Genomic DNA, 20,914 nt, shown 5'->3' with positions numbered 1-20,914 from the left:
GGGTCAAGCGTTACGGGCCGGGCTGCGCACTTTGCACGCGGCCTCGGACAAGATCGCCACGCACAGGTCGGCGTAGCTGATTCCCACCGCCTTGGCGGCCATGGGAACGAGTGAATGGCTGGTCATGCCAGGCGAGGTATTCATTTCAAGCAGCCACGGCCGGTTGTCGCGGTCGAGGATGAAATCGGCGCGGCCCCAGCCTTCGCAGCCCAGCGCCTGGTAAGCCTGGACCGCGATCTCGGCGACTTCCGCGGCCACTTCGGGCGGCAGCGTGGCCGGGCAGAAGTACTGCGTGTCATCGGAGAAGTACTTGTGCTCGTAGTCGTAATTGCCGCCAGGCGCGGCGATCTCGATGACGGGCAGCGCGCGCGCGGTCTTGCCGCCGCCCAGCACCGCCACGGTCAGCTCGCGGCCGGTGATGAACTGCTCGGCCAGCACTTCGGCGTCGAAACGGGCCGCTGCGGCGTAGGCTTCCTTCATGTCGGAATAGCCCACCACCTTGGTAATGCCCACCGTCGATCCTTCGTGCGGTGGCTTGATGATCAGCGGCAGGCTCAGGCGGTCCGGCACCAGGCGCAGTTCGGTGTCGGCATCCAGCAATTCAAAGTCGGGCGTGGGCAGGCCGTGCTGCAGCCACACGCGCTTGGTCATGGTCTTGTCCATGGCGAGCGCGGACGCCAGCGGGCCGCTGCCGGTGTAGGGGATGCCCAGCAGTTCCAGCGCCCCCTGGATGGTGCCGTCTTCGCCATAGCGGCCGTGCAAAGCGATGAACACGCGGTCGAAGCCTTGGGCGGCCAGCTCGGACAGGCTGCGCTCGCCCGTGTCGAACAGGTGCGCGTCCACGCCGGCGCTGAGCAGCGCCTGGTGCACGCCCGCGCCCGACATCAAGGACACTTCGCGTTCGGCGGAGCGCCCGCCGTACAACACACCCACTTTGCCGAATTGCGTGCTCATGCCAGTTCTCCAACTTGGGCGGGGACCTTGCTGATCGAACCCGCTCCCATAACAATCACCACGTCGCCGTCGCGCACGAAATCGACCACGGCCTGCGGCAGCTCCGCCACGTCCTCGACGAACACCGGCTCGACCTTGCCGGCCACGCGCAAAGCGCGCGACAAGGCCCGGCCGTCCGCCGCCACCAAAGGCGGTTCGCCCGCGGCGTAAACCTCGGTCAGCAGCACGGCATCGGCGGTGCCCAGCACGCGCACGAAGTCTTCAAAACAATCCCGGGTGCGCGTGTAGCGATGCGGCTGGAAGGCCAGCACGATGCGGCGATCGGGCCAGGCGCCGCGCGCGGCGGCCAGCGTGGCGGCCATTTCCACCGGGTGATGGCCGTAGTCGTCAATCACCGTGAAGGTGCCGCCGCCATGGTTGGCCGGCACGGGGAAATCGCCCGTTTGCGTGAAGCGACGGCCCACGCCGTGGAAGGAAGACAATGCCTCGCAGATGGCCTCGTCGGCCACGCCCAGCTCGGTCGCCACGGCGATCGCGGCCAGCGCGTTGCGCACGTTGTGCAGGCCCGGCAGGTTCAGTTCGACCTGCAGCGGCGGCAGCAAGGTGTCGCGATGCGTGCGCTGCACGTTGAAGCGCATGCGCGTGCCTGCCGGCTGCACTTCGTAGGCGCGCACCTGCGCCTCTTCGTTCAGGCCATAGGTCGTGATCGGCCGCGACACGAAGGGCATGATTTCACGCACATTGGCGTCGTCCGAGCACAGCACGGCGCTGCCGTAGAACGGCAGGCGCTGCGTGAACTCGATGAAGGCGCTCTTCAGGCGCGCCACGTCGTGCCCGTAGGTGTCCATGTGATCGGCGTCGATGTTGGTCACGATGGCCATCACCGGCAGCAGATTCAGGAACGAGGCGTCGGATTCGTCGGCTTCGACCACGATGTAGTCGCCCTGCCCCAGGCGCGCATTGGCACCCGCGGAATTCAGGCGGCCGCCGATCACGAAGGTCGGATCCAGGTCGCCGGCGGCGAGCACGCTGGCCACCAGGCTGGTCGTGGTCGTCTTGCCATGCGTGCCGGCAACGGCGATGCCGCGCTTCAGGCGCATCAGCTCGGCCAGCATGAGGGCGCGCGGCACCACCGGAATGCGCGCCGCGCGGGCGGCGATCACTTCAGGGTTGTCGCCCGCCACTGCCGTGGACGTGACGATGGCGGCGGCGCCGGTGACGTTGCTGGCCACGTGGCCGATCGCGATCTTCATGCCCAGGCCGGCCAGGCGGCGCGTCACCGCCGACTCGTTCAGGTCGGAACCGCTGATGGTGTAGCCCAGGTTGAGCAGCACCTCGGCAATGCCGCTCATGCCCGAGCCGCCTATGCCTACGAAATGGATGTGTTGAATTCTGTGTTTCATGATGAACGCCCCGCTGCTTGTTCACAGACGTCGGCGATATGAGCCGCGGCTTCGGGACGCGCATGCGCGCGGGCCCGTTCGGCCACGGCTTGGAGTTCTTGTCGGGAGCGCTGGCCCAGCCACTGCGCCAGCCATTCGGGCGTCAGGCCGGTCTGCGGCTGCAGCCAGGCGGCCTGCGCATCGCTCAGGAAGCGCGCGTTGGCGGTCTGGTGGTCATCGATGGCATGCGGGAACGGCACGAACAAGGCCGCCACGCCTGCCGCGGCCACTTCGGACACCGTCATGGCGCCCGCGCGGCAGATCAGCAGGTCGGCATCGCCCATGGCGCCCGCCATGTCATCGATGAATGCGCGGCAGTCGGCTTCCACGCCCGCCTGGGCGTAGGCCTGCTGCAGCGCGGGCAAATGTTGTTCGCCAGCCTGATGCACCACCACCGGCCGGCTTTCCTGCGGCAGGCGCGCCAGCGCCTGCGGCAAAGTCGTGTTCAGCGCCTGGGCGCCCAGGCTGCCGCCCACGATCAGCACCCGCAGCGGACCGCTGCGGCCGGCGTAACGCGCCGTCGGGTCCGGCAGCGCGCACAGGTCCGCGCGCACCGGATTGCCCATGGCCTCGCCCTTGGGCAATACGCCGGGAAAGCCGCTGAGCACGCGGCGGGCCATCCGGGCCAGCCATTTGTTCGCGGTGCCTGCGACGGCATTCTGTTCATGCACGACCAGCGGCGTGCCGCGCAGCGCCGCGATGACGCCACCCGGGAAAGCCACGTAGCCGCCCATGCCCAGCACCACGTCGGGCCGCACATCGGACAAACGCGACCAGGCTTGCCCGAACGCGCGCAGCAGCAGGAACGGCAGCTTCAGAAGCGCCGAGGCGCCCTTGCCGCGCACGCCCTGGAAGCGCAACGGAACCAGCTCGATGCCGCGCGGCGGCACCAGCCGGCCTTCCATCTTTTCGGGATTGCCCAGCCACAGCACGCGCCAGCCGCGCTCGCGCAGCACATCGGCCACGGCCAGGCCCGGCATGATGTGGCCGCCTGTGCCGCCGGCCATGATCAGGATGGTGCGCGAGGCCGTCATACCCGCCCCCCACGCATCATGATGCGGTTTTCCACGTCGACCCGGATCAACATGGCCAGGGCGCACAGGTTCATCACCACGCCCGAACCGCCGTAGCTCATCAGGGGCAGCGTCAGGCCCTTGGTGGGCAGCAGGCCCAGGCAGACGCCCATATTGATGAAGGCCTGCACGCCGAACCACATCGCCACGCCGTGCGCCACCAGGCCCGCGAAGGTGCGTTCCATGGCGATGGCCTGGCGGCCGATGTCGAATCCGCGGTAGACGATGATGGCGAACAGGGTGATGACCAGCATCACGCCGGCAAAGCCCAGTTCCTCGCCCACCACCGCCATCAGGAAGTCGGTGTGCGCTTCCGGCAGGTAGTGCAACTTTTCGACGCTGGCGCCCAGGCCCACGCCCAGCCATTCGCCGCGGCCCAGGGCAATCAGCGAATGCGACAACTGGTAGGCGCTGCCGTAGGCATTGTCTTCGTTCCAGGGATCCAGGTAGGCGAACAGGCGTGCGCGGCGCCACGGCGACAGCCAGATCAGCATCAGAAATGTGCTGACCAGCACCGCCAGCAGGCTGCTGAAGTACTTGCCGTTGATGCCGCCCAGGAACAGGATGCCGATGGCGATCGCCACGATCACCATGAAAGCGCCCAGGTCGGGCTCGAGCAGCAGCAACATGCCGACGCCGGCCAGCGCGAACGCCATGGGCAGGAAGCCCCGCGCGAACGCCTGCATGTGTTCCTGCTTGCGCACGGTGTAATCGGCGGCGTAGAGCAGCGCGGCCAACTTCATCAGCTCGGAAGGCTGGAAGTTGAGCGGACCCAGCGGAATCCAGCGGTGCGCGCCGTTGACTTCGCGGCCGATGCCGGGAATCAGCACAGCCACCAGCAGCACGTTGGCGACCACGAACAGGGGCACGGCCAGACGCTGCCACACACGGATCGGCACCGCCAGCACCACGGCGGCGGCAAGCAGCCCGGCACTGATGAACAGGCCGTGGCGGATCACGAAGTAGTAGCGGCCATAGGACGCATAGCGCGGGCCGTCGGCCAGCGCGATCGATGCCGAATACACCATCAGCAGGCCGAGCAGCAGCAAGGTCGACGCCGCGATGACCAGCGGCAGATCGAAATTGCGCATGCGGGTACGGCCGGGCCGTACGGCGTTGACGCTGGCGGTGAGATCGGCGATCAGGCTCATGCGACCTCTCCACGGTCGCGGGCCAGGTCTTCGACCTCTTCCACGAACACCTGTCCGCGATGCGGATAGTTGCGGAACATGTCCAGGCTGGCGCAGGCGGGCGACAGCAGCACGGCATCGCCGGGCTGGGCCAGTTCGGCGGCGCCGCGCACCGCGTCGCGCAACGTTTCAACCATGACGCACTGCACCCCGGTCGACGCCAGCACGCGGCCAATTTCGGGACCGTCCTGGCCGATCAGCATCACGGCGCGCGCATGCTGCGTCACCCCCGGAATCAGCGGCGAGAAATCCTGGCCCTTGCCCTGGCCGCCGGCGATCAGCACGACCTGCTGGCCCAGGCCCTCCAGCGCGGCGACAGTGGCGCCCACGTTGGTGCCCTTGCTGTCATTGATGTAGTCAACGCCGCCGATCGTGCGGACGAAGGCCGCGCGATGCGGTTCGCCCGTGTATTCGCGCAGCGCGCGCAGCATCGCGCCCCAGCCCAGATCCAGACAGCGGGCCAGTTGCAACGCGGCCAGCGCGTTCAAGGCATTATGGATGCCGCGGATCCGCAAGGCGTCCACCGGCATCAGGCGGCTCATGCGGCCCTTGGCGCGCACAGGTTCAGGCGCGTCCTTCTTGCGGCGCACCGGCGGCGCGGGCTCATCGAAATCGTTCGGTTCGCAGGCCACCAGCCAGGCCACGCCCTGGCCCAGTTCCAGGCCCATGTCGCCGACCAGCTCCGGCACGTCGCGGCCGAAGCTGCGCACGTTCAGCGCGTTCAGGGTGGCTACCATGTCCACGGTGTAGGGATCGTCGCGGTTGACGATGGCCACGCGCGCCATCTTCAGCAGACGGGCCTTGGCCTGGGCGTAGGCTTCCATGCTGCCATGCCAGTCCAGGTGGTCCTGGGTGACGTTCAGCACGACACCTGCGTCGGCCATCAGCGAGCGCGTGGTTTCCAGCTGGAAACTGGACAACTCCAGCACCCAGACTTGTGGCAGCGATTCCGCATCCAGCGCATCCATCAGCGCGGCCAGCGCCGCGGGGCTGATGTTGCCCGCCGCCACGACCGACAGGCCGCTGGCCTCGATCAGTTGACGCGTCAGCGCAGTGACGGTGGTTTTGCCGTTGGTGCCGGTCACGGTCAACAGGCGCGGCCGGTACTCGCGCGTTTCGGCCAGGTCGGCCAGCGCGCGCGCAAACAATTCGATTTCGCCAACGATCTCGATGCCGCGGGCCTCGGCCTCGCGCAGCAGATCCGCCGCAGGAGGCTGGGCGGGCGCCAGGCCGGGGCTCAGCACCAGTTGGCTCACGCCGTCCAGCAGCGCCGTATCGAAGGACTGATCGCAGCCCAGGCGGTATTCCACTTCGCATTGCGCCAGCGACTCGCGCAAAGCGGCCAGCCCGCCCGGTTCGGCGCGCGTGTCGGCCACGCGCAAGCGGGCGCCCAGGCGGGCGCACCAGCGAGCGGCGGCGACACCCGTCTCGCCCAATCCGAGGATCAGGACGAGCGGCGCGTCTGCGCGGGAGGTTTCCATCGTATTCATCGCAACTTCAGGGTAGAGAGGCCAATCAGCACCAGCATCATGCTGATGATCCAGAAACGCACGACCACCTGGGTTTCTTTCCAGCCACCCACTTCAAAGTGATGATGCAACGGGGCCATGCGGAAAATGCGTCTACCTGTTCCATAACGTCGCTTGGTGTACTTGAACCAAGTCACTTGCATCATCACGGAAAGGGTCTCGACCACGAACACGCCGCCCATGATGAACAGCACGATTTCCTGGCGCACGATGACCGCGATGGTGCCCAATGCGCCGCCCAGCGCCAGCGCGCCGACGTCGCCCATGAAGACCTGCGCCGGATACGCGTTGAACCACAAAAACGCCAGGCCGGCGCCGCCGATCGCGGCGCACAGCACCATCAATTCCGATGCGCCCGGGATATAGGGGAATAACAGGTACTTGGAATAGTCCACGCGGCCGACCACGTACGCGAAGATGCCCAGCGCGCTGCCCACCATGACGGTGGGCATGATGGCCAGGCCGTCCAGGCCGTCGGTCAGGTTCACGGCATTGCTGGTGCCGACGATGACAGCCCAGGTCAGCGCCACGAAGCCCAGCACGCCCAACGGGTAGCTCACGCTCTTGAAGAACGGCACGATCAGGTCGGCGCGCGTCGGCAGGGGCATCGTGAAGCCGCTGCCGACCCAGGCCTTGAACAGGGGCCACAGTTCGGTATTGGCGGGCGCCGACACGGCGAACGCCAGATACACCGCAGCCACGATGCCGATGGTCGCCTGCCAGAAGAATTTCTGCCGCGCGGGCATGCCTTCCGGATCGCGATAAACCACCTTGCGGTAATCGTCCATCCAGCCGATCCAGCCGAAGCCGAAGGTCACCAGCAGCACCACCCACACGAAGCGGTTGGTCCAATCCGCCCACAGCAGCGTGCTGATGGCGATGGAGATAAGGATCAGCACGCCGCCCATGGTGGGCGTGCCAGTCTTGACCAGATGGGTTTCCGGACCGTAGGAACGCACGGCCTGGCCGATCTTCATCTCGGTCAGTTTGCGGATCACGCGCGGACCCGCCACCAGGCCGATCAAAAGCGCGGTCGCGCACGCCAGCACGGCGCGCAAGGTGATGTATTCGAACACCCCCAGCGCGCGCACATCGTCAGACAGCATGCGGGCGATTTCAAGCAGCATTCTGCTCTCCCTGCCCCTTGGCCGTCACACCTTCATTCGTAGAAAAAGCCGTCACTACCCGCTCCATGCGCATAAAGCGCGATCCCTTTATCAATACGCAGGACGCGCGCAAGCCGCGCAAGGCGGCAACCACTTCGTCTACCGATGCGCAGGCGTGCGCGCCCACTCCGAATGCGGCCGCGGCCGCCCGGCTGGCTTCGCCTAGCGTGATGAACGCGTCGAGCCCTTGCTCGCGCGCGTAATTGCCCACCTCGACATGCATGGCGGGGCCGTTGTCCCCGACCTCGCCCATGTCGCCCAGCACCAGGACGCGCTTGCCGGCCATGCGGGCCAGCACGTCCACGGCCACGCGCACCGAGTCGGGGTTGGCATTGTAGGTGTCATCGATGAGCAACGTTCCGTCACTCATATGCTTGTGCTGCATGCGGCCCGCGACCGGGCTGAAACCGGACAGGGCGCGCACCGCGCCTTCCAGCGGCGCCCCCGCGGCGATCGCGCTGGCGATGGCCGCCAGCGCGTTGCGCAGGTTGTGCAGGCCCGGCACCGGCAGCGTCAAGTCGGCGACGCCCATCGGCGTGACCACGCGGCACCGCGTAGCGTGGACGTCCGCGAGGATCTGTTCGGCATACACGTCCAGGCCGGGCTGCAGGCCGAAGCGCAGCACCCGGCGCGGCTCGGCCAAGGCGTCCCAGATCGCCGAATAGGGTTCGTCGCCGGGATAAACCGCGACACCATCCTCGGGCAGCGCCGCGATGGCCGCGCCGTTCTCATGGGCCACGGCTTCCACGCTGTGCATGAATTCCTGGTGCTCGCGCTGGGCGTTGGTCACCAGCGCCACCGTGGGCGCGGCGATGGCGGCCAATTGCGCGATCTCGCCGGGGTGGTTCATGCCCAGCTCGAATACGGCTGCGCGGTGCTCCGGCCGCAGGCGCAGCAGAGTCAGCGGCACGCCGATGTCGTTGTTCAGGTTGCCGGCGGTCGCCAGGCGGCCCGCCTCGCCCTGCCACTCAGCCAGCATGGCCGAGATCATTTCCTTGGTGGTGGTCTTGCCGTTGCTGCCGGTCACCGCCACCACGGGCAGCGCGAACTGCGCACGCCAGGCGGCGCCGATGCGCATCAACGCGATGCGCGTGTCGCCCAGCACCAGTTGCGGCAGCTTGGCATCGGGCACGGCATGCGCCACCACGGCCGCGCAGGCGCCGCGCGCCTCGGCCTGGTCCAGATAGTTGTGAGCGTCGAAGTTCTCGCCCACCAACGCCACGAACAATTCGCCCTGGCCGATGCGGCGGGTGTCGGTGGACACGCCCTTGACCTGCGGCACCAGCAGCGCCAGCCGCGCCCATTCGCGGTCATCGAAGGGCAGCTTCTCGCCCCCGATGTCCTGATAGGTTTCATGTCCCTTGCCGGCCAGCAGCACCACGTCATCGGGTGCTGCCGCCCAGATGGTCTGCATGATGGCGCGCGCGCGGTCCACCTGCACGTCGGGGCGCACGCTGTCGGGAATACCGGCCAGGATCTGTTCGACGATGGCTTCGGGCGATTCGGTGCGCGGGTTGTCGCTGGACACGACCACGTGGTCGGCCAGGTCGGCGGCGATACGGCCCATCTCGGGACGCTTGCCCGGATCGCGCTCGCCGCCGCAACCGAACAGGCAGATCAGCCGGCCCGAGCGTGCGGTCGCGACGGCGCGCAGGGCGGACAGCGCACGCGCCAGCGCGTCGGGCGTATGCGCATAGTCCACCACCACCAACGCGCCGCGGCCCGTGGCGGCCTGGGTGCTGTGCGCCACCGGCTCGACGGTCTGCAGGCGGCCGTCGACGGGATCCGTCGCGGCCAGTTCGCGCGCGATCTGCGCAAACGGCAAGCCCAGTTGATACAGCACACCCGCCACCAACAACAGGTTCGACACGTTGTGCGCGCCCAGCAGGCGGGTCACGATCTGGGCCTCGCCATGCGGCGACACCAACGTGAAGATCTGGCCCTGGGCGGTGGCCTGGAGATCACGCGCGCGCATGCCGGCGGGAATCTCCGGGTCGGCGCTCAGGCTGTAGCCCATCGCCATGCCCGCGGGCAGACCGGCGATCAGGCGGCGTCCGGCTTCGTCGTCGGCGTTGATCACGGCAGCGGTCAGCCCCGGCCAACGGAACAGGCGCGCCTTGGCGGCCTCGTACCGTTCCATCGTGCCGTGATAGTCCAGATGATCACGGGTCAGATTGGTGAAGGCGGCCAGCGCAACGCGCACGCCGTCCATCCGGCCCTGCTCGATGCCGATGGAGGATGCCTCCATCGCCACGGCCTTGGCGCCGGCGTCGCGCATGGCGGCCAGCGTGCGATGCACGGTCAGCACGTCAGGCGTGGTCAGGTCGCCGCCCAGCGTGCGCCCGTCGGGCAGCACGGCGCCCAGGGTGCCGATGGTGCCGCAGGGCTTGTCATTGCGGCTCAGCGCGTGGGCGATCCACTGCACCGATGAGGTCTTGCCGTTGGTGCCAGTCACCGCCACGACTGCCAGCTCGGCCGACGGCCGGCCATACCAGGTGTCGGCCAGCTCGCCCAGCAGGGCGCGCAGGCCGGTCACCGGCAGCATCGGGGCCTGGTCCGCCACGGCCGCGACGGCATCGTTGGCGGGGGCTTCGAACAACACCGCGCTGGCGCCCAGCGCCAACGCCTTCTCTATATAGAGACGTCCGTCGCTGGACAGACCCGGGCAGGCGACGAAAACATCGCCCGGCTCGATATCACGGGAGTCCAGCTTGAGGTGCGCGGTCAACGACACGCGCGAATGCAACCACGCCACGGTTTCGGCAACCGTGGCGACAGGGTTGAAGAGGAAGCCTTTGGCGCTCATCTGCCTGGCTCCTTAAGACCAGCAACAATTGTGGATTCGAAGGGCGCGTCCGGGCGCACCCCCATCAGCCGCAAGCTCCCCCCCACGATCTGGGAGAACACGGGCGCGGCGATAGCGCCGCCGTAATAGCCGCCAACCGTCGGCTCGTCGATGGACACGGCCACGACGATCTTCGGATCCGACACCGGAGCAAAGCCCACGTAGGAGCTCCGATAGCGCTGCATGCTGTACTTACCGTCGACGATCTTGCGCGCCGTGCCGCTCTTGCCGGCCACGCGATAGCCCTGCACCTGGGCAGCCTTGGTGCCTTCAGGACCAGCGGCTGCTTCCAGCATGCCGCGCACCATTTCGGTGGTCTTGGGCGTATAGATCTTGACGCTGGTAGGGTCGCTGTCGCGCTTGACCAGCGTCAGCGACACCATGTCGCCATTGCGGGCGAAAACGGTATAGGCGCGCGCCACCTGCAGCAGCGACACCGACAGGCCGTAACCGTACGCCATCGTGGCCTTTTCGATCAGGCGCCAGCGGTCCCAGGGGCGCAGGCGGCCGGGCGCCGCGCCGGGAAATCCCACCTGGGGCGCCTGGCCCAGGCCCAATTCGGTGAAGCGGTCCCACATCTCGCGGGATTCCAGCTTCTCGGAAATCATGGTCATGCCGATGTTGCTGGACTTGCGCAACACGCCGGCCACGTCCAGCGTGCCGTTGCGGCTCACGTCGCTGATCGTGCTGCCTTGGTATTGGAAGCGGCCATTGCCGGTTTCAAACAGCGTCTTGGTGCTGATGCGACCCAGGTCCAGCGCCAGCGCGGCGGTGAAGGGCTTCATGATCGAGCCAGGTTCGAACGTGTCGGTAATGGCCTGGTTGCGCAGCTTGGAACCATGAAAGGTTTCGCGCTTGTTCGGATCGAAGGTAGGCACGTTGGCCAGGGCCAGGATCTCGCCCGTGTGCACGTCCACCACCACGGCGGTCGCGCCCTTGGCCTGGTGCTTGTCCATGGCGTCCTTCAACGCCTTGAACACCAGGTACTGCAAGCGCGTGTCGATGGACAGGCGCAGGTCGCGGCCATCCACTGGCAGGGTCACGGCCTGCACGTCCTCGATCACGCGGCCCAGCCGGTCCTTGATGACGCGGCGGCTGCCGGGGCGGCCGGACAACTGCTGGTTGAACGTCAATTCGACGCCTTCCTGTCCCTGGTCCTCGACGCTGTTGAAGCCCACCACGTGGGCCATCACGTCGCCGTCCGGGTAATAGCGGCGGGTCTCCGGCTGCTGGTGCACGCCCGGCATGCCCAATTGCTTGATCTTGTCGGCCACGTCCATCGAGACCTGGCGCTTCAGGTAGACGAAGTTCTTGTCTTCGTCGACCAGGCGGTGGCGCAGATCGGCCAAGGGCGTTTCCAGCAGCTTCGCCAAAGTATCCATCTGCGCCGGGGTGGCCTGCTTGGCGTCTTCGGGAATCGCCCAGATGGCGCGCGCCGGCACGCTGGAGGCCAGCACCGCACCATTGCGGTCCATGATCTTGCCGCGCGTGGCGGCCAGGGTCAGCGTGCGCTCATAGCGTCGCTCGCCCTGCTGCTGCAGGAATTCGGTGGACAGCCCCTGCAGGAACAGCGCGCGGCCGGCCAGCACGGTGAACCCGCCGAACAGCAGGATCAGCACCAGGCGCGCGCGCCACGTGGGCAATTGCCCGCGCAGCACGGGGTTGTCGAAGAAGGGGACGCGTTTCATTGCGCGCCTCCGCTGGCGGAGACAGGCGCCTGATTCATGTACAGCGTGCGGTCCGGAACGATGGAAATCATCTTCAGGCCGTCACGCGCAATCGCGTCCACCCGCGCGTTGCGGGCGAGTTCGGCGCGGTCCAGCTGCAGACGCCGCCAACTGGTTTCAAGGTCGCGTGCGTGCGCCTGATCGCGGCCCAGCTCGATAAAGAGCTGGCGCGACTGATACCGGCTGGTGACCAGGGAAATGGCCGACAGCATCAGTAAAGCCGCAACGATCAGGTTGACGCGACCCATTAGCGACGCCCCCCCTTGCCGCGGCGCGGCGCGGGAGCCAGGTCGCTGCCCGGCAGCGAGCCGATCTTCACGAACGCAAAGCCGCCCTCGGCGGGCAGCGGCGTTTCGGTGCGTTCGGCAACGCGCAGGACGGCGGAGCGGGCGCGGGCGTTGGCCGAGACCTCATCGTCTTCGGCCAGCACGCGCCCCAGGGAACGCAGGACCGGCTGCGGCATTTCGCTTTCCCGCAGGGGCAGGCGCGCATGCGCGGCAGCCGGACGAGCCGCCGCCGCGATGCACTGCTTGACCATGCGGTCTTCAAGCGAATGAAAGCTGATCACCGCCAACCTCCCTCCCGGGGCGAGCAGGTCTAGAGCTGCCGCGAGGGTGCGCGCGAGCTCTTCGAGTTCCCGATTGATGTAAATCCGTAGAGCTTGAAAGGTGCGTGTGGCCGGATGCTGCCCCTTTTCGCGCGTGCGGACGGCGCTGGCGACGCACTCGGCAAGTTCGAGCGTGGTGCGCAGCGGCCTTGTTGCGCGGCGAGCAGCAATCGCCTTTGCAACCTGAAAAGCAAACCGTTCTTCGCCATAATCCGCTATGACCTCCCGCATCTCATCCACACTGGCTTGCGCCAGCCAATCCGCCACCGTGGGACCACGAGTGGTGTCCATCCGCATATCGAGCGGGCCGTCTCGCATGAACGAGAAACCGCGCTCGGCATCGTCGATCTGAGGCGAGGAAACGCCCAGATCCAGCATCACGCCATCGACCTTGCCGATGCCGAGCTGCTCCAATTCTTCGGCCATGGTGGCAAAGCCGCCATGCACCACGGTGACCCTCGGGTCCGCTGCCGCCAACGCATTGGCTACGGCGATCGCCTCCGGGTCCTTGTCGAACACCACCAGCCTGGCAGCCTTGCCCAGACGGCCCAAAAGTTCGCGGCTGTGCCCGCCACGCCCGAAGGTGCCGTCGACGAAGACGCCGTCCTCCGCTCGCGTAGCCGTAGCCGGCCCGGCCTGCTGATGCGACCGTGTCGCGCCCTTGCCGCCGAAGTCGGGCAGCAATAACGCGTCCACCGTCGGCTCCAGCAGAACGGGCCGATGTTCGAATTCCATAACTTTTTCAGAACGAAAACTGATTCAACACATCCGGCATACCCTTGGCCAGGTCCTCAGCCTCGCGGCTGGCCAGGGTAGCGGCGTCCCACAGCTCGAAGTGCGCGCCCAGACCGAGCAGCATCACATCGCGCGTCATACCGGAAGCGTTGCGCAGTTCAGGAGCGATCAGGACCCGGCCGGAGCCGTCCAGTTCCACGTCCTGAGCGTTGCCCAGCAACAGCCGCTGCAACGCGCGCGCCGTCATGGGAAAGGCGGCAATCTGCTCGCGCTTCTTTTCCCACTCCGGCCGCGGGTAGACCAGCAAGCAGCCGTCAGGGTGGCGTGTCAGGGTCAGCCGGCCATCGGCCTGCGACATGAGCGCGTCACGATGCCGGGTCGGAATCGAGATCCGTCCCTTGGCATCCAGCGTGAGCGCGCTGCTTCCCTGAAACACCACTTTTACCCCACTTAATTGCACAATTTCCTACTATTTCCCACTCTACGGTATGGGATCAGGGCGGTCAAGCGCGTGGTTGCAATTTTTTCAATCACAACAAGGACTTAGATCAATATGTAAATCCGCAAAAAGAAAAACCTCCCAATAAATCAGGAGGTTGCGGCACTATCTAAAAGTCCTTCTTCAGAAGTGGCAGCTAACAATGGCTTTGCATTGTTTTACGATCGGTCGATTGCTCCGATTGGCGAGGCTTTCCGCCGGACTCCGGGATTGTGACGATCGAAAAAGTGGCCGACCCGGCCCACGCGATGCCAGGCTCCGGTTCGAACCTCGCTCGCGTTGAGAATGAGTTGCAAGACGGGTCTATAGGCCGGATTCTGTACACCAGGTTTCCCTGGCGGACGATCATTCCTCTGCGCGGATCATTGCTGAGCCGCTCTAGCCATCTACCCGCATGCTCGGACGGAGCCGCCCTTCGCGATCCGAAGACCGCACGCATGCCTATTTGATGTTGCTCCGGGTAGAGGTTGCCGCGTTTCACCCTGCGATGCCGCCGCCCGTTGCCGGACGGCGCGATACGGAGATGGCCGTATCTGTGCGCGCGATGCGCGCCCACCCCGCAGACTCGTCTCTGTGGCCCTATTCCTCAACCGCGCCCGAAGACGCGGCCGGACGGCCGTTAGCCGTTACCCTGCCCTGTGGAGTCCGGACCTTCCTCGATGGATTCGCATCCACCGCGATCGCCCGACCCGCCTTGCGGTGCGTATTCTATTACACCCGCCGGCTCTGTCCCCGAAGCGGCTGCGGCGCGCGCCGTGTAAACGGCGTTGCGGGGTTCCTGCGACAATACGCCTTGATTCAGTCAGACGCCGCAGACACTACCCATCACATGGCCCTTGCTACGCTCATCACCCTTACCGACATCCAGCTGGCCTATGGCCACCATCCGCTGCTGGATCACGCCGATTTCGCCATCCAGGCTGGCGAGCGCATTGGCCTCATCGGCCGCAATGGCGCCGGCAAGTCCTCCCTGTTGAGACTGCTGGACGGCAGGACCCAGCCGGACGACGGCGATATCGCCCGCAGCTCCGGACTGCGCGTGGCCACCGTCGAGCAGGAACCTGAGCTGGACGAAAACGCCACCGTCTTCGATGTCGTCTGCAATGTCGAGGGCGATCATGAAGACTGGCAACGCCCGTCGCGCGTGCGCTCGGTGCTCGAAAAACTCGGCCTGCCGGCCGACGTGCAGATCGCCGGCTTGTCTGGCGGCACCCGCAAGCGGGTCGCGCTGGCGCGCGCCCTGGTCGATGAGCCGGATCTGCTGCTGCTGGACGAACCCACCAACCACCTGGACTTCGAAGGCATTGCCTGGCTGGAGGACATGCTGCGCTCCTGGAAAGGCGCTGCGGTCATCATCACCCACGACCGCCGCTTCCTGGATTCCGTCGCCACCCGCATCGTGGAACTCGACCGCGGGCGGCTGCTGAGTTTCCCCGGCAACTTCTCGCAGTGGCAGGAGCGCAAGGCCCAGTGGCTGGAATCCGAGCGCCTGGAACAAGCCCGCTTCGACAAGCTGCTGGCGCAGGAAGAAATCTGGATCCGCAAGGGCGTGGAAGCCCGCCGCACCCGCAATGAGGGCCGCGTGCGCCGCCTCGAACAGCTGCGCGTCGATCGCGCCGAACGCCGCGAGCGCGTCGGCGACGTCTCGCTGGCGCTTGCCGAAGGCCAACGCTCCGGCAAGCTGGTCGCCGAACTCGATCATGTGAATAAGGCCTTTGGCGACAAAATCGTGGTGGACGACTACTCCACCACCATCCTGCGCGGCGACCGCATCGGCATCATCGGCCCCAACGGCGCCGGCAAGACCACCCTGCTCAAACTGATCCTGGGCGAAATACAGCCGGACAGCGGTACGACCCGCCTGGGCACCAATGTCGCGGTCGCGTATTTCGACCAGATGCGCGCGCAGCTGGACGAAAACGCCACACTCGTCGACATCATCAGCCCGGGCAGCGAATGGGTCGAAATCGGCGGCGCCCGCAAGCACGTCATGAGCTACCTCGGCGACTTCCTGTTCTCGCCCGCCCGCGCCGGCTCGCCGGTGCGCAGCCTGTCCGGCGGCGAGCGCGCGCGCCTGCTGCTGGCACGGCTGTTCGCCCGTCCCGCCAACGTGCTGGTGCTGGATGAGCCCACCAACGATCTCGACATCGAAACGCTGGAACTGCTGGAAGAGTTGCTGCAGGAATACCAAGGCACGGTGCTGCTGGTCAGCCACGACCGCGCCTTCCTGAACAACGTCGTCACGCAAACCATCGCCTACGAAGGTGACGGCCGCTGGCGCGACTACGTAGGCGGCTACGACGAGTGGGTCGCCCAGCGGCCCGCGCCGGCGGCCCCCGCCGAAGAGACCGCCCCTGCCGCCCGGCTTGCCGATGACGCCGCCGCGCGCGCCAAGGCAGCCCGCCCCAAACCCGCTAAGTCCTCCAAGATGAACTCCTGGGAACTGCGCGAACTGGAGGGGCTGCCCGACGCCATCGCCGCGCTCGAGGCGCAACAGGCCGAGCTCGCCGGCAAGCTCGCCGACGGCAGCCTGTACCGCGACGCGCCGGCCGAGGTCGAACGCATCAACGGCGAACTGGCCAAGCTGGAAAGCGAACTCGAAGAGCGCTTCGCCCGCTGGGAACTGCTGGAAGCACGGCGCGAAGGCGCGCTGTAATCAGCTTGTCTCTATATACATATAGAGGCGCGTAAAAAATGCCCCCGAAAATTCGGGGGCATTTTCACGTCTCGGACCTGCCGCCTAGCCGCGTGCGCGCCAGGCCAGCGCCTCGCCTGCCGCCAGCGGAACCAGCGTCGTGTTGCCGAACGGGATCTCCTCGGGCACCACATAGGCCTCGCGCACCAGCGTCAGCGTGCCGGTGTTGCGCGGCAGGCCGTAAAAGTCCGGGCCATGGAAACTGGCGAAACCTTCCAGCTTGTCCAGCTTGCCGACGGCGTCGAAAGCCGTCGCGTACAGCTCCATGGCATGCAAGCCCGTATAGCAGCCGGCGCAGCCGCAGGCATGCTCCTTCAGGCCGCGCGCATGCGGGGCGCTGTCGGTTCCCAGGAAAAAGCGCGGGCTGCCGCTAGTGGCCGCTTCGACCAGAGCGAGGCGGTGGGTTTCGCGCTTGAGGACGGGCAGACAGTAGAAGTGCGGCCGCACCCCGCCCTGGAAAATCGCGTTGCGGTTGTACAGCAAGTGCTGCGGCGTGATAGTGGCGGCAATCGGGCCTTCGGCGTCTCGCACGTACTCGGCACCCTCTTTCGTCGTGATGTGTTCGAACACCACTTTCAAGGCGGGAAAGGCGCGGCGCAGAGGTTTCATCACGCGCTCGACGAAGATCGCCTCACGGTCAAACAGGTCGATCGACGGGTCCGTGACCTCGCCATGCACCAACAACGGCATGCCGCATTTTTCAAGCGCTTCCAGCGCCTTGGCGCACTTGCCCAGCAGATCGGTCACGCCGGCGTCCGAGTTGGTGGTGGCGCCTGCGGGATAGAGCTTCACGGCGTAGACCTGGCCCGACTCGTAAGCGCGGAAGATCTCTTCCGACGTGGTGTTGTCGGTCAGGTACAGCGTCATCAGCGGCGTGAAGGCGTCGGGGTTGCCACCCGCCTTCTTCAAGGCCTCCAGGATGCGGCCGCGATAAGCCAGCGCCTGCTCGGTGGTCGTGACCGGCGGCTTCAGGTTGGGCATGATGATGGCCCGCGCGAACTGGCGCGCGCTGTCCGCCACCACGGCCTCCAGGGCAGCGCCGTCGCGCAGGTGCAGATGCCAGTCGTCCGGGCGGGTAATGGTGAGCTGAGTCGTATTTTGAGTAGACATGGTTAGGCTTCTTAATCTGCCAGCGGCATGCCCCGTTCGGCCAGCGCGCTGAACATCGCGCTGCCCAAGGGAATGACGGCATCGTTGAAATCGAAATGCGAGTTGTGCAGCACGCAGCCGGAATCGGCTCCGCCCTGGCCCAGCCGGAAGTATGCGCCAGGCTTGCTCTGCAACATGAAAGAGAAATCCTCGGAGCCCATCGATGGCGTCAGATCGCGCACGACGTTCTCCTTGCCTATCATCTCGGTGGCGATGTCGGCCACCAGATTGGCATGCTGCGGCGTGTTCAAGGTCGCCGGATAGATCCGTTCGTAAGTCACCTCGGCGCTGCCGCCGAAGGCGCTCGCGATAGCTGACACCAGTTCGCGCATGCGGCTCTCCACCATTTCCTGGACGGATTTGCGGAAGGTGCGCACCGTGCCCACCATCCGCGCTTCGCGCGGAATCACGCTCATCGCGCCGGGATGGCCCGCCTGCAAGGATCCAATGGACACCACCGCCGAATCCAGCGGATTCACGTTGCGCGACACGATGGTCTGCAAGGCCGTGATGATCTGCCCGGCGATCGTGACGGGATCGATAGTCTGGTAAGGATGCGCGCCGTGGCCGCCGCGCCCGGTGATCAGGATCTCGAAGCGGTCCGCCGCGGCCATCATCGGCCCGGGATTGATGCCTATCGTGCCCGGCTTCAAGCCCGGCCAGTTGTGCAGCGCATAGATCGCATCGCACGGAAAGGTATCGAACAGTCCGTCTTCCAGCATGGCGCGCGCGCCGCCGCGGCCCTCTTCGGCGGGCTGGAAAATCAGCACTGCCGTTCCGTCGAAATTGCGCGTCTGCGACAGGTACTTGGCCGCGCCAATAAGCACCGCGGTGTGGCCGTCGTGGCCGCAGCCGTGCATCAGGCCGGGCTTGGTCGACTTGTGGCCGAAGTCGTTGTCCTCGGTCATGGGCAAGGCATCCATGTCGGCGCGCAGGCCTATCATGCGCCCGCTGTCGCAGCGTTTGCCGCGGATGACACCCACCACGCCAGTCTTGCCGATGCCGCGATGCACCTCGATCCCCAGCGCCTCCAGCGCGCCGGCCACGATGCCGGAAGTCCGTACCTCCTCGAAGCCCAGTTCGGGGTGCGCGTGCAAATCGCGCCGCAGCGCCGTCAATTCGTCATGAAAAAGGCGAATTGATTCCAAAGGAGATCGTGCGTACATAGGAGGTTACAGAATGACGATGTAGGGAGGACAGTCCGTGCATTTTAGTTGCTACAGAGGATAAATGCCTTTGTCTTTACGGGAGAGACACGTTATGCTCCGGCCGCAGGACAATTTTTCCAACAGCCAGAGAAGGAGCGCCGCATTATGGCCACAACCTCCAAACCCGCGACCGCGCGCAAGCCGAACGCTGCATTCATGAAGCCCCTGACCCCCAGCGCCGAACTGGCTGCTGTCATCGGCTCGGAAGCCGTGCCGCGTACCGAGGTCACCAAAAAGATCTGGGAATACATCAAGAAGCACAACCTGCAAGATGCCAGCAACAAGCGCAACATCAACGCCGATGCCAAGCTGCGCCCGATCTTCGGCAAAGATCAGGTCACGATGTTCGAACTGACCAAGCTGGTCAACGCACATCTGAAGTAAGCAGGCAAAGGGCGTACCCCGTACGTCCCTGCCTACATATCGTCGCGACGCCCCGGTTCATTCCTGGGCGAGCTCGCCTCCCCAGCGCAGCTTTCAAGCATCGCGACAGCCACGCCGCCACCTCACCGGCATGGCCCGATTCCCCACACCAGCATTCCCCGAAAGCCAAGCCTGGCGCGCCTCTTCAGGCAGTTGGCAGCGCTTCTTGCAAGCTTGCATCTAGCGGCTGGTAGCTGCGCGGACAACCCCAGGCTCGGCGGCGTCACGAGCATCCACATGCGCGGCGCCATGCACGGGCAAGCTCCTGCGCCTGCAGGCTCACGCAAGGTCCTGAACCGCGCGCCTGTCTCTTGTTCGCTGCTGCACGCACGCGCACGATAGGCGCGCAGCCGTGGTGCAAGCCCAGCAAAACAAAAGGCCGGCATGTGCCGGCCTTTTGCTTGAACGCACGCCTTCAGGCGTAGGTGGTCGGCGCGGAGCCTTCCAGCAGCGACAGCCAGCCCTTGATCAAGCGATACAGCACCCAGATCACGGTCGCGGCCAAGCCGATCCAGCCGATGAAGATCAAGGTCGCAATACCGCTGATGGCCAGCCACAGCAAGGCCCACCAGAAAGTACGCAGCAGCCAGTCAAAATGAGCGGCATAGACGGTGCCTGCGGCGTCCGAGCGCTTCAAATACATCAGCACAACGGCCGCCAGCGTGGCGATGCCCAGGAATCCACTCGTCAGGAAGCCCAGGGCGTACAAGCCATAGGCCACGTGGGTCAGCGTGCGCAGGTCTAACGTCGTTCCGGGCACGGGGGTCTGGGGATCACTCACGATAACGCTCCAACGAATTGACTCGGTCAATCTTACCGCACAAAGCCACCCCGCCCACGGCCGTTGTTATTTGTGCACATTCAATGCTGGCGCGGCTTGCAGCCTGATTGACGGTGCGCAAGCACCAAGCAAAAGCCCGTGCCACGCGCTCACGCGTCTGCCACCGTCAGACAGTGCGCACGCCTGGCAGCAGCGCCCGCGACAAAGAAAAAACCCCGCAGCGCGAGCTGCGGGGTTCCTGGAATCAAAGCCTGACAATGACCTACTTTCACGGACGTCCGTCCACTATCATCGGCGCAAAGGCGTTTCACTGTCCTGTTCGGGATGGGAAGGAGTGGGACCACCTTGCTATGGTTGTCAGGCGTAACTGCTTGAGTGCCTGCCCTGCCTGGGCAAACGCTCCAATCCTGTCGAGAGACCGATGAATGCGCCTGGAGCAAGTCTCGACAGGCGGCCGCCATGGGCTCTCACAAAGACAAAACCCCACAGGGGTTACCTGTGGGGTTCTGCGGAATAAAAGCTTGACGATGACCTACTTTCACAGACGTCCGTCCACTATCATCGGCGCAAAGTCGTTTCACTGTCCTGTTCGGGATGGGAAGGAGTGGGACCAACTCGCTATGGTCGTCAAGCGTAACTGGTTGAGCGGCTGCGGTGAGGCAACGGCTCCAATCTTGGAAGAAACACAACGCGTGGCGATCAGAGTCAGACTCGATGATCACGCACGATGGGGTGTAATTGGTGTTGGCTGGCTGCCGACGGTGCAGCCAGATTTTGTATTGAACGACACTTGGAACGCTACATCACCAGGTCAATAACCATCAGTGTTATAGGATCAAGCCTCACGGGCAATTAGTATCGGTTAGCTTAACGCATTACTGCGCTTCCACA

General features: G+C 65.6%; 16 protein-coding genes, 2 rRNA genes and 1 other RNA gene. 2 read left to right on the top strand and 17 right to left on the bottom strand.

What is annotated here, in order from left to right:
* Positions 1-3: 3 nt before the first annotated feature.
* The 12 genes from AC3WOB_RS19950 to rnpB form a co-directional block, all read right to left on the bottom strand.
* Positions 4-954, bottom strand: coding sequence for a D-alanine--D-alanine ligase (locus AC3WOB_RS19950; protein WP_013391530.1), 951 nt, complete (start codon positions 952-954; stop codon positions 4-6).
* On the bottom strand, positions 951-2,357 hold the full coding sequence (gene murC / locus AC3WOB_RS19945) for a UDP-N-acetylmuramate--L-alanine ligase (protein ID WP_013391529.1): 1,407 nt from the start codon (positions 2,355-2,357) through the stop codon (positions 951-953). Before murC ends, AC3WOB_RS19950 begins: the two co-directional genes overlap by 4 nt.
* Positions 2,354-3,430: an undecaprenyldiphospho-muramoylpentapeptide beta-N-acetylglucosaminyltransferase gene (gene murG, locus AC3WOB_RS19940; protein ID WP_492275963.1), complete on the bottom strand. Its 1,077-nt coding sequence runs from the start codon at positions 3,428-3,430 to the stop codon at positions 2,354-2,356. Before murG ends, murC begins: the two co-directional genes overlap by 4 nt.
* Entirely contained in the window at positions 3,427-4,620 is a 1,194-nt protein-coding gene (gene ftsW, locus AC3WOB_RS19935; RefSeq protein WP_013391527.1) for a putative lipid II flippase FtsW, read from the bottom strand. Before ftsW ends, murG begins: the two co-directional genes overlap by 4 nt.
* A complete protein-coding gene (murD, locus tag AC3WOB_RS19930; protein WP_492275962.1) occupies positions 4,617-6,149 on the bottom strand; it encodes a UDP-N-acetylmuramoyl-L-alanine--D-glutamate ligase in 1,533 nt (510 codons plus the stop codon). Before murD ends, ftsW begins: the two co-directional genes overlap by 4 nt.
* A complete protein-coding gene (gene mraY, locus AC3WOB_RS19925; RefSeq protein ID WP_013391525.1) occupies positions 6,146-7,315 on the bottom strand; it encodes a phospho-N-acetylmuramoyl-pentapeptide-transferase in 1,170 nt (389 codons plus the stop codon). The genes murD and mraY overlap by 4 nt, the downstream gene beginning before the upstream one ends.
* A complete protein-coding gene (gene murF / locus AC3WOB_RS19920; RefSeq protein WP_492275961.1) occupies positions 7,305-10,160 on the bottom strand; it encodes a bifunctional UDP-N-acetylmuramoyl-L-alanyl-D-glutamate--2,6-diaminopimelate ligase MurE/UDP-N-acetylmuramoyl-tripeptide--D-alanyl-D-alanine ligase MurF in 2,856 nt (951 codons plus the stop codon). The genes mraY and murF overlap by 11 nt, the downstream gene beginning before the upstream one ends.
* Positions 10,157-11,887, bottom strand: coding sequence for a peptidoglycan D,D-transpeptidase FtsI family protein (locus tag AC3WOB_RS19915; RefSeq protein ID WP_013391523.1), 1,731 nt, complete (start codon positions 11,885-11,887; stop codon positions 10,157-10,159). The genes murF and AC3WOB_RS19915 overlap by 4 nt, the downstream gene beginning before the upstream one ends.
* On the bottom strand, positions 11,884-12,174 hold the full coding sequence (gene ftsL / locus AC3WOB_RS19910) for a cell division protein FtsL (RefSeq protein ID WP_207472113.1): 291 nt from the start codon (positions 12,172-12,174) through the stop codon (positions 11,884-11,886). Before ftsL ends, AC3WOB_RS19915 begins: the two co-directional genes overlap by 4 nt.
* Complete coding sequence (gene rsmH / locus AC3WOB_RS19905) at positions 12,174-13,268, bottom strand: 16S rRNA (cytosine(1402)-N(4))-methyltransferase RsmH (RefSeq protein ID WP_013391521.1); 1,095 nt, start codon at positions 13,266-13,268, stop codon at positions 12,174-12,176. Before rsmH ends, ftsL begins: the two co-directional genes overlap by 1 nt.
* 7 nt (positions 13,269-13,275) lie before the next feature.
* Positions 13,276-13,704 carry a division/cell wall cluster transcriptional repressor MraZ gene (mraZ, locus tag AC3WOB_RS19900; protein ID WP_006226256.1) on the bottom strand — a complete coding sequence of 143 codons (429 nt, stop codon included), beginning with the start codon at positions 13,702-13,704 and terminating at the stop codon, positions 13,276-13,278.
* Positions 13,705-14,057: 353 nt separating this feature from the next.
* An RNA gene (rnpB, locus tag AC3WOB_RS19895) (RNase P RNA component class A) lies at positions 14,058-14,463 on the bottom strand.
* A gap of 133 nt (positions 14,464-14,596) precedes the next feature.
* Between rnpB and AC3WOB_RS19890 the strand changes: the two genes are divergently transcribed.
* On the top strand, positions 14,597-16,423 hold the full coding sequence (locus AC3WOB_RS19890; protein WP_492275960.1) for an ATP-binding cassette domain-containing protein: 1,827 nt from the start codon (positions 14,597-14,599) through the stop codon (positions 16,421-16,423).
* Positions 16,424-16,507: 84 nt separating this feature from the next.
* On the opposite strand, the gene pyrC is transcribed toward AC3WOB_RS19890, so the two are convergent.
* Complete coding sequence (gene pyrC / locus AC3WOB_RS19885; RefSeq protein WP_492275959.1) at positions 16,508-17,572, bottom strand: dihydroorotase; 1,065 nt, start codon at positions 17,570-17,572, stop codon at positions 16,508-16,510.
* Between the two features lie 11 nt (positions 17,573-17,583).
* Positions 17,584-18,777, bottom strand: coding sequence for a M20 aminoacylase family protein (locus AC3WOB_RS19880; RefSeq protein WP_013391518.1), 1,194 nt, complete (start codon positions 18,775-18,777; stop codon positions 17,584-17,586).
* 147 nt (positions 18,778-18,924) lie between these two features.
* On the opposite strand from AC3WOB_RS19880, the gene AC3WOB_RS19875 reads away from it, so the two are divergent.
* Entirely contained in the window at positions 18,925-19,203 is a 279-nt protein-coding gene (locus tag AC3WOB_RS19875; protein WP_006217453.1) for an SWIB/MDM2 domain-containing protein, read from the top strand.
* A 454-nt stretch (positions 19,204-19,657) separates the two neighbouring features.
* Here the strand turns inward: AC3WOB_RS19875 and AC3WOB_RS19870 are convergent, their stop codons facing one another.
* The 3 genes from AC3WOB_RS19870 to rrf (AC3WOB_RS19860) all read right to left on the bottom strand — a co-directional run bounded on the left by AC3WOB_RS19870 (position 19,658) and on the right by rrf (AC3WOB_RS19860) (position 20,655).
* Complete coding sequence (locus AC3WOB_RS19870) at positions 19,658-20,023, bottom strand: DUF4870 family protein (RefSeq protein ID WP_013391517.1); 366 nt, start codon at positions 20,021-20,023, stop codon at positions 19,658-19,660.
* 249 nt (positions 20,024-20,272) lie between these two features.
* Positions 20,273-20,385 (bottom strand): 5S ribosomal RNA (gene rrf, locus AC3WOB_RS19865).
* 157 nt (positions 20,386-20,542) lie between these two features.
* Positions 20,543-20,655 (bottom strand): 5S ribosomal RNA (rrf, locus tag AC3WOB_RS19860).
* Positions 20,656-20,914 lie beyond the last annotated feature (259 nt).

The organism is Achromobacter sp. FW305-C-30-7, from assembly GCF_058783105.1.
The sequence above is the reverse complement of the archived record's forward strand: the minus strand, read 5'-3'. Positions and strand labels throughout refer to the sequence as shown.